Genomic DNA, 12927 nt, shown 5'->3' on the forward strand with positions numbered 1-12927 from the left:
GTTTGATAAATACCATTCTTCTATTATGCCCACTATTTATCAAACAGGTGGCTTCCGCCCTCCCGTCCGTAAACACCACAGATTGTCACTTTCGCTTGATGAAAGAGAAGAAATATCGAGAGGATTAGCAGAAAAGTGCAGTATCAGGGAGATAGCTAAAAAAATATCAAGAGCCCCTTCAACTGTTAGTCGTGAAATCCGCAGACATGGTGGATTAACCAACTACCGTGCAACAAAAGCGGATAAAAAAGCATGGGATAATGCCTTGAGGCCTAAAGCTTGTAAATTAAGTCAAAACCCTACATTGTGTAAAATAATCGCAGAAAAAATGCATCAAGGCTGGTCGCCTGAGCAAATTGCTGGCTGGCTGAAACGTAATAATCCAGATGCTCAGAAGATGAAAGTGTCTCACGAAACGATTTATACAACACTTTTTATACAAACTCGGGGAGCTTTAAAAAAGAATTACAGCAATATATTAGAAGCAGAAGAACGGTACGAAAATCTAGAACCACATCACTTAAAGGAAAAGGATTAGGTTCAATCTTTAATGCGGTTCCCATAAGCGAAAGACCATCGACTGTTGCAGATAGAGCAATTCCTAGTCATTGGGAAGGAGATCTAATTCAAGGCTCTAAAAATTCTTATATTGTCACTTTAGTAGAACGCCATTCACGCTATGTTATGCTAGCTAAAATCAGTGATAATAAAACAACAACAGTGATAGCCGCTCTCATTAAACAGGCTCAACAATTACCAACAGAACTATGTAAAACATTAACTTGGGACAGAGGTGTCGAAATGACCAATCATGCAGTATTTACTGTAGCGACTGATATTCAAGTCTACTTCTGCGATCCTCAGTCTCCGTGGTAACGTGGTTCGAACGAAAATATGAATAGATTGCTCAGACAATATTTTCCCAAAGGTACTAATTTATCCGTTCATATCCAACAAAGATTAAATAGCATAGCTAGACAACTCAACGAGAGGTCAAGAAAAACGCTAGGTTATGAATCACCAGCAGAACGATTTAAGCAGTGTGTTGCATCAACCGATTGAACTCACAGCCAAAAGCGGATGTTCACCGAGCTGGATCATCTGCCTTTAGTTTAATCGGTTATGCATTACGGAAGGTTTTTCGCCACTCTCTGGGGCTGACTCCGAATTTTTCCCGAAACTGTAGCCTAAAAGTTGGTGCTGACGGAAATCCCGCTTGTTCAGCTACCTGTTCTAAAGGAATATCCATGTTTTCCAGTAATTCCTGACTTCGGTTAAGCCTTGCAGCCGTGATCCACTCAACGACAGACATACCTGTCGCTTTTGTGAAATGTCGTGTAAGTGTCCTGCGACTCATTGAGGCGTATTCAGCCAGAGAATCAATATCGTGCGGCTCTTGAAGGTTTAGTAGCAGATAATCAAGCACCCTATTAATTCTACAGTCAGTAGTCTTTTGAGTGACTGGATGATCAATATACTGTGCTTGGCCACCAGCTCGGTGGGGAGGTGTAACCATCCTACGAGCAATGTGATTAACCGTTTGGATGCCAAAATGTTGACGAATGATATATAGGCAGCAATCCATCGCTGCTGCCGTTCCTGCTGATGTAGTTAACCCATCATCCTCTACATAGAGTGCGTTAAGATTCAAATGAACGGACGGGAATAATTTCCGGAAATCTTCTTCATACTCCCAGTGTGTTGCAGCCATGTGCTCATCCAACAAGCCTGCATAAGCGAGTACGAAAGAGCCTAAGCATAGCCCCACTATCTGAGCTCCCGCTTCACGTGCTTTAACCAGAGCATTAAGCAAAGGCTCAGATGGCCGTTTATGTACATCGTCCCAAAAAGGTACGATGACGATATCAACCTGAGCCAGCATGTCTAAACCATGATCTGCCTGTATAGCTGTTCCTTCATCAGACCAGATGAGCCCAGGCTTTTCAGCACATATCAGTCGGGTAAATAGCTGTTGGTCTGTGAGGGTCTCACCAAAAAGGATCAGTGGAATTGATACGTGATAAGTACTGAATCCTTGAGTAACAAGTATAGCAACTGAAATTACAGACATCGGGAGCCCTTAGATATTGGTTTTCGTCAGAGCGTAACAGACTCACCGTCAGCAGGAGCTGAAACATAATCTTGAATATGGTTAATCTGTGCATATTCTAAGAGTTCATGTCGTGTAACCAGACAATGGTTAAGTGCTTCCATGTGGGTGGTAACAATCTGAGCATCTGGTAATACAAAGTGTACTTTCAAAATATCCTCTTTACCGAATATGATTGCGCCATAGTCCAATACATGAGCCCAACCAGTGTTCATAATCAAGACATCTGGTATATATTTTCGCATATTGTCTTCAACGGTTTTAGTCCAGATAGAGTCCCCGACAAGATATAAGGTTTTTTCAGATGAATGACGGAACACAACACCACTTGCATCGCCAAGCATTTCTGCCAGCTCTGGGTTTGCATAAGCTTCATCTGAACCGTGCTGGCATGTTGTCTTAATTAGTTCAATATCTTCAAAACTGCTGGTTTCGGTGAGAACAATCAGATTAATGAACCCCTGGGTCTTAAGCAGTGTCTCATCATTCTCATTTTGGACATAAATCAGCTTATCTTTTGGTACAATATTTGCTGCGGCCTGATCCCAGTGGTCTGGATGAGTGTGAGTGACAATTATAGCATCCACATCAAGCAGTGAGCTTATATCCATAGGCAATTCGACCATAGGGTTACGAATTTCTGAGCGGACTGTCCCCACAAAACCATCGTATGCATCTTTTTCAGAAAACATAGGGTCAATGAGGAACTTTTTACCCGCATATTCGACGATCTGGGTAGCGTTACGGATCTGAGTTACTTTCATTATATGTCTCCAAGCTTTATTTAAACTAGTAGGAGCCATGTCAAACATGACCCGATAACTAATTGTAGCGATTATCGGGCAATTAGACTGTTTCATAAGGGCCAAGTTTCGCACATATCGGGTCAAGCTTCTGTTAAAATATGCGTAGCAGCCTAAATACTTTTTTATATCCACTCATCGCTCAGAGCAGATCTAACAACTACTCAACCTAGCCGTTGTGTGCCAATAGCGGACGTTATTAAGCTCAGTCAGTATGGATTCACGAAAAACATAAGTTATATTTTGTCCTGATTTACACGGGATGAAAGCTCCTGATGGCTCTCCTTTCGCTCGCTGTAACGATCTGCAAGATAATCGGTTTGTCCCTTAAGCAGCAGCGTGACTTTAAACAGCTCCTCGGCTACATCGGCGATGCGGTCATACCATGAAGAAGGTTTCATTCGTCCGTTATCGTCGAACTCTTGCCATGCCTTGGCTACAGAGGACTGGTTGGGGATCGTAAACATCCGCATCCAGCGACCCAGAATACGCATCTGGTTCACAGCATTGAAGGACTGTGAACCGCCGCAGACTTGCATTACCGCAAGTGTTTTGCCCTGCGAAGGACGAACCGCGCCTTCACTTAAGGGTATCCAGTCAATCTGCGCCTTCATAACTGCGCTCATAGCACCGTGCCGTTCCGGAGAACTCCACACCATCCCGTCACACCATCTGACCAGACCGCGTAGCTCGGTGACTTTAGGATGCGTATCTGGCGCATCATCCGGCAGGGGTAAACCTGAGGGGTTAAAGAGTTTTACCTTTGCGCCCATCGCTGTCAGCAGACGACCAGCTTCTTCCGCAGCAAAGCGGCTGTAGGAGCGCTCTCTAACTGAGCCATATAGGATCAGAATCCGCGGCGGCTCGTGCATGTGCAGGCGCTCGGCGATGTGTTGATCAAAGTATTCACTATTTAGAGCTGGAAAATGTTCCATTTTTCTACTCCGGAGATATCAGATGATTTCAAATTTAACACATATGATTTACCATATGTATATTCTAAAGGAAACGGAGTGAAAAATGCTACAACCTGTTCAGCTTTTCAAAATCCTGTCGGATGAAACCCGGCTCGCCATCGTCATGATTCTCCAGGAGTCGGGAGAACTATGCGTCTGTGATATCTGCGCAACCATTTCCGAATCGCAGCCCAAAGTCTCGCGACATATGGCTATTCTTCGCGAGGCTGGGTTGGTTCTAGATCGTCGTGAAGGCAAATGGATCCACTATCGTCTGTCACCCCACATACCGGCATGGGCAGCTGAGACAATCACAACGTCCTGGCAGTGTATGCGAGAGGATGTGCGTGAATGGCTGGATAAATCAGCCTGCACCTCCTGTTAAGAAAAGAAAACACATGTACATAATTATATATAAAGGAGTCTGAGATGCTTTTGGCAGGGAGTATATTTTTACTGACGCTGATACTAGTGATCTGGCAACCCAGAGGCTTGAGCATTGGCTGGAGTGCGAGTATCGGGGCTATGCTGGCGCTGGTAACTGGTGTCATTCATATCACTGATATTCCCGTTGTCTGGAATATCGTCTGGAACGCGACAGCGGCATTTATTGCGGTCATTATCATCAGCCTGCTGCTCGATGAGGCCGGCTTCTTTGAGTGGACCGCACTGCACGTCTCCCGCTTGGGTAACGGGCGTGGTCGCCTGCTGTTTACCTGGATAGTGTTGCTCGGTGCCGCTGTCGCTGCTTTGTTCGCCAATGACGGCGCCGCGCTGATCCTGACACCAATTGTGATTGCAATGTTGCTTGCAATGGGATTCAGCAAGAGTACAACACTAGCCTTTGTGATGGCCGCAGGATTTATAGCAGATACGGCCAGCCTACCGCTCATTGTTTCTAACTTGGTGAATATCGTCTCGGCGGACTTTTTCGATCTGGGCTTTACTCAGTATGCCTCCGTTATGATCCCCGTAGATGTGGCAGCGATTGCGGCCACGCTGGTCATGCTGCATCTCTTTTTCCGCAGGGACATTCCGGCGACGTATGACGTTTCGCTACTGAAGACTCCTGCCAGTGTGATAAAAGATCCGGCAACGTTCAGGGTGGGCTGGATTGTCCTGTTATTGCTGCTTGTAGGTTTCTTTGTTTTGGAGCCTATGGGGATCCCGGTCAGCGCGATAGCGACTACTGGCGCAGTAGTACTGTTTATAGTGGCGAAAAGAGGTCATGCCATCAACACCGGAAAAGTCCTGCGCGGTGCGCCATGGCAGATCGTTATTTTTTCGCTGGGCATGTATCTGGTGGTTTATGGGCTCCGCAATGCAGGGTTAACGGAGTATCTGTCTGGTGTATTAAACCTGCTGGCAGAAAAGGGATTATGGGCAGCAACGTTTGGCACCGGTTTCCTGACCGCGCTCCTGTCGTCGATGATGAACAATATGCCGACAGTGCTGATTGGCGCGCTGTCGATTGATGGTAGTACGGCGACTGGCGTCGTCAAAGAGGCGATGATTTATGCCAACGTGATCGGCTGCGACTTAGGCCCGAAAATCACCCCGATTGGCAGTTTGGCAACCCTGCTTTGGCTGCATGTGCTTGCCCAGAAAAATATAACGATTACCTGGGGATATTACTTCCGCACCGGCATTATCATGACTCTTCCGGTGCTGTTGGTCACTTTGGCCGCGCTGGCGTTGCGGCTCTCCATCACTTTGTAATGAGATACAGATATGAGCAACATTACCATCTATCACAACCCTGCCTGCGGTACTTCTCGCAACACGCTAGAGATGATCCGTAACAGCGGCAACGAACCAACGATAATTTATTATCTCGATACGCCACCGACCCGTGATGAGCTGATTAAACTTATTTCAGATATGGGAATTACGGTGCGTGAATTACTGCGTAAGAATATTGACCCTTATGAACATCTGGGTCTTGATGAAGAGAAATTTAGTGATGAGCAGTTGATTGATTTTATGCTTCAACATCCGATCCTGATTAATCGGCCAGTAGTCGTTACGCCGCTTGGCACTCGTCTTTGCCGCCCTTCAGAAATAGTGTTGGATATTCTACCGGAAGGTCAGAAAGGAGCGTTTACCAAAGAGGATGGCGAGAAGGTCATTGACGAGACGGGGAAGCGGGTTAAGTAATCTACCCACTTCAAAATATCGGACGCCTGTTCCGCTATGCGGGCGTCCGCTTTTCGCTCAGACCAGACTGTCAGGCTTTGTTATGTTCTACCAACAAAGCCTGACAGCTCAAGTCTGAGCTAATACCACTCAATCAAATCTGACTTGTTCCAAAATTTCGATAGCCAGTATTGAATTCCTTGGTATACACTTTAGCCAAGTACGTTATTCGTAATAAGAAATAAAGGTAATTGGAATTACGACTCAGAGCATCTCGTCTATCAAATCGAAATATAGGTTTATCAGGAAAGTTAACTCGTGATGCATAGTCTGGGTAATCTAAGCCAATGGCACTACACCACGCGCGTTGTATTCTGACCGCCATATTATCTGCATCGTATTGTGAATAGTCACCTATATGGCCGTATACATCACAATTAAATAACAAAACTACGTGATAGTGATAATGTTCACTTTCCTTGCGTTCCTTTGCCCAAATGTAGGCTGGTAGTGTCGGCTCGCCAGCTCTGCCTGAACGTTTATGGTCTGCGCGAAGCTGACTTTTCAATGACTCTATAAACCGAGTAATCGCTTTTTCATCTACCCGCTGGAAACATAAAGGTAAATCAGGCTCATCTTGAACATGGTCTTGTGCAAACCTTAGATCTGTACGAATAGCGAATATTCGGTTATGTTTTTTTAAACTTTCATATATCACTGCTAACGATTTACATAAGATAGCACCATCAATCTCAGAGCCATATTTATTACTAGCTTCTAAAATCAGATTATTTAATTCAGTTTTAGTTAATTCATATAGTGGCATCATAATATCTCTACCAATATCAATCTCGCATAACCCAATAACAGGTAATTCAAAAATTACTCATGCGTATAACTTACAGCTCTATTAAGAGTTATAATCAATTGATCTTATTATAATTTATATATGTAATGTATATATGTATATTACATATACCAGTGTGAATAAATAATAAACTTACATAGCAATATTGCTTAAAGTCGCTATACGCCTAGGCTCCAATAAAATATTACTAAATGAAAATGTCTAAAATTACTCTGAAGTTATATCAATCTTTTAACTTACTCAATCCAAAGCCTGGATATTGGTCTATAGGTAAATTAATTCTTTTTGCAAGCTCCATTGCTTCCATTTTCGACCCTATAAATTTGATATAATTTTTCCCATCACGCTCAAATTGTTGAATCATATCTTTATCTTCAAGCTTGTTTAAAGCGGGTATTAAACGATCCGAACGTCTAAGACAAAATGGTCCTTTTTTGATAATATCATTTCGCCTAAAATCATAAGATTTATTGCTCACTAAATGTTCTTCTAGCCATAACACTAATTTTTCTGTATCGCTAAGTTCCCTAAAATAATCTACTTTTTCAATAAAGTGATTAAGATACCACTCAGTAATATGTAAAGCGGATAGTAATACTTCCTTAGTCACTATTGTTGAATTCGGTGTTATAAATATTTGCATCACTGCGGCTATTCTTGATGCATGCTCCATAAACCGCGCGGCATAATCATCATATGAGTATAATTCCCCTCCTTTTTCCATCGCTTTTAGTATCTTTTTTTGATTTTCATCCCATATTTCTTGAGCTTCTGGTTCAAAAGTAATACAGATACGCTCTTCCTTTCGTTCTCTACGCTCAATTCCTGCTTTTAAATGTTTAACTAAAATGGATGAAAAGTTATTGAATACTAATTCATCAGGCTGAGCTAGAACACTGACATCTGCTAAATATGGAATGTTATCTAAATCAACTAATATGCAGCGAGGTAAAAAACCTGATGCCCGAGTCTTTTGCCCTTTAGCATCTAAATACTTATCAAATAACATTGGTTGTAGCATTAGCACTATTCCAAAACGAGCATCTTTAATTGTGAAACCGTCGCTAGATGCCCTAGTGACGTTTTTTGTCTCTCCACACCAAAGTGCATTCAACAGGGGTGTTTTTCGAAATAAACTTCCATCAAATAATTCCCCTGCCTCATCTGACATAAGCATCACTACTGGGTATCCAGAGCCTAATTCCTTTGCAAGCCCTTCACTCGTTGTATCGTTAATTATTAATCGTTTTCTAACTGGCTTTACTGGTCTTTTTAAGATGTGTTCATCCAATTCATTTTTAGCTGTATTAGCATCATCCCCTAACTTCAAGGCTGTTTGGTATTTTTTCTGGTATACACTAAGAGCACTTTCCCAGATCATATTCTCACGTTCATAGATGGCTTTTTCAGCATCAAATTCTTCCTCTAATTTTGCATCTATTTGCCCTAACTTTTCCGTCAACAAGCGATATACTGTTGTTTTTCTCATTCCAGACCTAGCAAGTACGATGCTAAAGATAGATACTGGATGCTGTATTCCACCTTTATATTTGACATCGAACATGTCCTGACAGGACTGAGCCATAACGCCCAACATTGTAGGAAAAATAACCTCAGCTGCTGCGCCTGTTTTAGCATGGATCTCAACAATCAAATCTTGAAAATATTTTGGTAATACATCCAGCTTGAAGCACAGTTCTTTTTTTTGTTTAGACATTTCATACCCCTTTATTAATTCAACTAAGCAATTCGTGAAACTAACCATTTTTCAATAGATGCGTACTGCCATCCCACCGATGCGGCACCAAGCTTGATAGGCTTAGGAAAGTCTTGGTCGTAGTATTTCGATCGAGGATTAAGCTTTTCATAAATACTTGATCTGGATATACCAAGCATGACCGTTAACTCTGTCATTCGCAGGATACGTATAGGTGAGTTTGATTGATTTACATTTTCTTTTAGATTCAGCATTTCGTTCTCTCTTATCAGCTTTGTTTACATACTTCGACTTTGCCATAAGTTATGACACAATGTTGTCTACAAAAATGGAGAGCGATAGGAAACGAAATGCAGCCACATATGTTTTCAAATCTAATGTTAAAAGCTTATGAAATTCTTGAACTTTTTCCAAAAGGAATAAATAGAAGAGATATTCGTGAACATACAAATTTTTTATCCCATCAATATTTTTTTACTGATGGTTATGAATCAATCATAAATACTATTGATCTAGGCCGAGCATTAACTATCGAAAAGAGGAAGGATATTTTTTTTCGGTATGAACAATTATATAACAAACTCATTAGCACCGAAGCTCTGACAGATATGACTCCGAGTGAAGTTGTTCGTCGATATGCCCAATTAGCTATACCAGCAATTATTGCTTTAGATATGCATATGACGTTAAATTATTCAAACAGAAAAGATATAATTCATTTTTATAGACCTATACGTAATTTTTTCCGAAGTAAGCACTATCTCAATAATAACGATAATTCTTCAAATATCTTTCAAGCTGTTAAAGATTATCTTAGGGAATATATAGAAACACTTCAGTTCAATGAAAAGGCTGAACCAAGTCATATTCGCTCATATATCAGAAAGATAACAGCAGAAAAAAATCAAAAAACATCGACAATTAGACAATCAATTAAAATTTGTATATCCGAATCAAAAAATAATGGAATACAGTGTGATGAGCTTTTTGATAAATTAGAAACAACATATACATCTTTGAATTATTTATTAACATTTCATAGAAAAACAAATTGGACAAATTCAGTTTCTATGGAGTATTATAAAATAATTAACAATGACATGTACTCATCTAGTGTATTACCGTTACTGAAAATGTACTTGTACACCTTCGAATATAGTGAGCAATTGTTACATGAATGTACAGCAGCAATTATATATAACTCTCATGTTAGATCAAAAAAAATCATTTCACTTAAAGCTCATCTTTTTATAATTAAAAAAATAAAAGATATTGTTTTTGATCACGAGAAAACAACATATTATTCAGAAGATGACTTTACTAAAATAACCATATTCCTTAATCAGAATAAAGACACCCCCTTTTTAGCTCCATACTCTAATTTTTTTATGGTTCTCTATTTATTACGTCATGAAAAATATGAGGATGCTTATCAGCACATTCAAAAAATATCTCTAAATACATTACCTCTTGGTTATCTAACATCAGCTATCTCAATTATTAATTTATCACTAGCAATACAACTAAAAAAGAAATCCATAAAAAATGGCACTTTCATCCCATTAATTAACCCTATATTATCAAGCCAAGGTGTATTTACAGAATACCTCCCAGCGCCAGTTGAACCATCTAATTACAGCATTCTTAAAGATGCTAATAATATTACTCTCATGAGGTCTATTAAACTATATAATACAATGATTTTAAAGATTAACCACCTAGTTACTAAAAATAATGACGTTTACCCAAAAGCAATTATAGGTTTATTAGATGAGATTGAAATTGCTCTAGGAAAAATAAGAATAGCTATTGATAAAACAAACACACTTCCAACAGAAAATGATTTTGCTAACATCATAATTAATGATAAAATTTTAACTGAAAGAGAGATATCTCAAAATCTTATTGGCATACTAAGTAATTGCACCCTTTCTAATTGCATTAATTGTCTACCAGCAATATTTCACTATCTAAGATGCTTTGGAGAAGAACCAAAATTAATAAATATTCTTTACTATGTCGATCAATCCGATAAGCGAAATCAAGAAAAAAAATTGATCATGGATTCTTTATTTATAGCTAATGAGATACTTTGCTTAAACTCGTGAGCTTGTTAAATTATTTTTAGTTTTGAATTATCAGCAACAACTGCTACATGTAGCAGTTGTTGCTAGTAGCACCACTTCAAATTTTCGTTTTTTTATTGTAAAAAACAAAAATATAGTTAAAAATCAGTTCAAAACCATGACTATTTTGTCATTACTTTCATATAAAAAATTAAACTACAAATCTTATTTTTACAATCTACAGAGTTATTCTTATTTTTATTCACATATCTAGGTTATATATATAAAAATTATGATTGAATAGTATAATTCAAATTAACCAAACTAGAACATTTACCAGATTTTTAGAATGAAAAAACAGAAAATAACATTGATAAATATTAGCATCATCAATTAATAAACACCTCCCACATCACTTTAAAAAAATAATATGGTTAAAATTTTATATCTTGCAAAACCCTATTATAGAAATCACACCAACTGATATTTCTTAAAGTTCTCGGCTTGTTCCAGCACACTTTTATATACTTCATCATTCGCCACTGGAGGGAAACCATAACGATGTAATAATAAAATCAGGTCGACTTTTAGCTTCGCTTTAATATCTTCCCGGTTGCTCCAGTCAGGGTATTGTGTACTGTCATCAACAATTAGCTTCATGTCTTTAGCAAGCGCCAACATTTTATCATCATCGTAGGTGAAATCGTATTTCTGGCACATATGCTGCAAAATATCGAGGAAGGCTTTCTCTTCCATATCGATACCAATATCCTGAAACGACATCATTTCGGCTTTAATGTCAAAAATCATCGTTGCCATTTGCTCGGTGAAATCATCGAACTCTTCGCCATTGGGTACATCTTTCTCTTTTCGTTGATTGTACTGCTCAACTAAGGCTTGGAAGCGCTTGGATAAGTTGATCCCTTGGAGTTGATTGACCTTTTGAAAATCACTAATGGCTTTTTGCAGCATCTTTTGCAGCAGTTGCATTTTGGTATTAGGCAACTTGATTTTGTTGATGCGCGCCATGTATTCATCATCAAAAATATCGATGGTCTCAGCTTTATCATCGCCCAGAGTAAAGATCTCTTCTACCCCTTCGGATTTAAGGGCTTCGGCTATCATCTCACGCACTTTTTGATTCATCTGCGCTGTATCGGGGGCATCACCTTTCGTTAATTTATAAACAATAGAGCGCACCGCGAGATAAAAATGAATGTGCTCACGTTCATCTTGGGTGATATCTTCGCTGCCCACACACACATCATAAGCCGCTTTCAAGCGTTTCACTAAGCCCATAAAACGCAGTTCAACTTTCTTAGTTTGCAGGATAAACTCAGCCGCTCTATTGAGGTAGTCTAATTGCCGTGTTGGCGAACCTGAAAAGTAATCACGGCTATCAAATTGCTGGAATACTTGAGAAAGCAAATTAAGGTGATTACGCAGCTCAACGATGGATTGCTGAACATCTTCAAAGTTAGACTTATCGGCTTTTGAATACATGGCTAGCGCCATGTTCATGCGGCTCTTAATACCAATGTAGTCAACAACTAGCCCTTTTTCTTTCCCTTCAAAACGACGATTCACTCGGGAAATAGTTTGAATAAGGTTATGCTTTTGCAGCGGCTTGTCGATATAGATGGTATCCAGCTCAGGCACATCAGAGCCCGTCAGCCACATATCCACCACGATGGCGATTTTGAAGTTGGATTTCGGGTTCTTAAACTGTTTATCTAACTCTCTGCGGTAGTCTTTCGTTCCCAGTAAGTTGTACATCGCCTCATGGTCATCTTTCCCACGGGTCATCACCATGTTGACCATTGGCAAACGCATCAATTCTCTTTTCTCTTGTTCGGTGAATTCGACGCCGTCGATTGTCTGTTTCGCATCAAACCACTCAGGGCGTTGTAATTTCAGGCTCTGATAAAAAGCATAGGCAATTTCACGGCTGGCGCTAACTGCAGATAATGTATACAAAATAGGTATAGATAAGATTATCGCATAAAATCAGGTAGGTTTGGGCATCTAAGGTCAAAAATGTTATTTTCATGAGTCAACAGGAAATACCAAGAAAAATTAGATATTTCTTGTTAAAAGCCTTGTATTTTTACTTAAACACAATAAACCTGTCCTAGCAATTGAACAGATAAAAGTCCATTGCTTGAAACCCCCCATAAAATACCATATATTGTATTAATTCATCATCTGGATACTATATATGCCATCCATTAATGAATCATGAACAAAAAATAAAGTTTAGTGAGTTTAATA

11 protein-coding genes and 2 pseudogenes are annotated in these 12927 nt (G+C 39.7%); 6 read left to right on the top strand and 7 right to left on the bottom strand.

Annotated elements, in window-relative coordinates; all coding sequences use genetic code 11:
- Positions 1-25 precede the first annotated feature (25 nt).
- The gene (locus P3L37_RS12725; protein ID WP_272573802.1) at positions 26-538 is read left to right on the top strand and encodes a helix-turn-helix domain-containing protein; all 513 of its coding nucleotides are present in this window, start codon (positions 26-28) and stop codon (positions 536-538) included.
- Positions 454-876: pseudogene (locus P3L37_RS12730) on the top strand (IS30 family transposase); the annotation flags it as partial. The gene P3L37_RS12725 and the pseudogene P3L37_RS12730, both read left to right, overlap by 85 nt.
- Before the next feature lie 244 nt (positions 877-1120).
- Here P3L37_RS12730 and P3L37_RS12735 read toward each other — a convergent pair.
- The 3 genes from P3L37_RS12735 to arsH form a co-directional block, all read right to left on the bottom strand.
- The gene (locus P3L37_RS12735) at positions 1121-2071 is read right to left on the bottom strand and encodes a GlxA family transcriptional regulator (RefSeq protein ID WP_272573769.1); all 951 of its coding nucleotides are present in this window, start codon (positions 2069-2071) and stop codon (positions 1121-1123) included.
- Positions 2072-2097: 26 nt separating this feature from the next.
- On the bottom strand, positions 2098-2874 hold the full coding sequence (locus tag P3L37_RS12740) for an MBL fold metallo-hydrolase (protein ID WP_272573770.1): 777 nt from the start codon (positions 2872-2874) through the stop codon (positions 2098-2100).
- A gap of 275 nt (positions 2875-3149) precedes the next feature.
- Positions 3150-3848 carry an arsenical resistance protein ArsH gene (arsH, locus tag P3L37_RS12745; protein WP_272515206.1) on the bottom strand — a complete coding sequence of 233 codons (699 nt, stop codon included), beginning with the start codon at positions 3846-3848 and terminating at the stop codon, positions 3150-3152.
- An 85-nt stretch (positions 3849-3933) separates the two neighbouring features.
- Here arsH and P3L37_RS12750 point away from each other — a divergent pair, with 85 nt between their 5' ends.
- Genes P3L37_RS12750 through arsC form a run of 3 tightly spaced genes read left to right on the top strand, consistent with a single transcriptional unit; the run spans position 3934 to position 6026 of the window.
- The gene (locus P3L37_RS12750) at positions 3934-4254 is read left to right on the top strand and encodes a transcriptional regulator (RefSeq protein WP_004911727.1); all 321 of its coding nucleotides are present in this window, start codon (positions 3934-3936) and stop codon (positions 4252-4254) included.
- Positions 4255-4298: 44 nt separating this feature from the next.
- On the top strand, positions 4299-5588 hold the full coding sequence (locus P3L37_RS12755) for an arsenic transporter (RefSeq protein WP_272667313.1): 1290 nt from the start codon (positions 4299-4301) through the stop codon (positions 5586-5588).
- A gap of 12 nt (positions 5589-5600) precedes the next feature.
- Positions 5601-6026 (top strand): glutaredoxin-dependent arsenate reductase, encoded by a 426-nt coding sequence (arsC, locus tag P3L37_RS12760; protein WP_004911718.1) that lies wholly within the window; start codon positions 5601-5603, stop codon positions 6024-6026.
- A gap of 133 nt (positions 6027-6159) precedes the next feature.
- Here arsC and P3L37_RS12765 read toward each other — a convergent pair whose 3' ends face one another.
- From P3L37_RS12765 to P3L37_RS12775, 3 genes are all read right to left on the bottom strand, one after another.
- On the bottom strand, positions 6160-6834 hold the full coding sequence (locus P3L37_RS12765; RefSeq protein WP_272573771.1) for an inovirus Gp2 family protein: 675 nt from the start codon (positions 6832-6834) through the stop codon (positions 6160-6162).
- Between the two features lie 262 nt (positions 6835-7096).
- The gene (locus P3L37_RS12770; protein WP_272573773.1) at positions 7097-8590 is read right to left on the bottom strand and encodes a YfjI family protein; all 1494 of its coding nucleotides are present in this window, start codon (positions 8588-8590) and stop codon (positions 7097-7099) included.
- Positions 8591-8613: 23 nt separating this feature from the next.
- Positions 8614-8844, bottom strand: coding sequence for a helix-turn-helix transcriptional regulator (locus tag P3L37_RS12775; RefSeq protein ID WP_210787310.1), 231 nt, complete (start codon positions 8842-8844; stop codon positions 8614-8616).
- 96 nt (positions 8845-8940) lie between these two features.
- Between P3L37_RS12775 and P3L37_RS12780 the strand changes: the two genes are divergently transcribed.
- On the top strand, positions 8941-10698 hold the full coding sequence (locus P3L37_RS12780) for a hypothetical protein (RefSeq protein ID WP_272667314.1): 1758 nt from the start codon (positions 8941-8943) through the stop codon (positions 10696-10698).
- 429 nt (positions 10699-11127) lie between these two features.
- On the opposite strand, the pseudogene P3L37_RS12785 reads toward P3L37_RS12780, so the two are convergent.
- Positions 11128-12615, bottom strand: a pseudogene (locus P3L37_RS12785) (type I restriction enzyme endonuclease domain-containing protein); the annotation flags it as partial.
- Positions 12616-12927: the final 312 nt, after the last annotated feature.

This window comes from Providencia sp. PROV114, from assembly GCF_032704305.1.
Classification (GTDB): domain Bacteria; phylum Pseudomonadota; class Gammaproteobacteria; order Enterobacterales; family Enterobacteriaceae; genus Providencia; species Providencia rettgeri.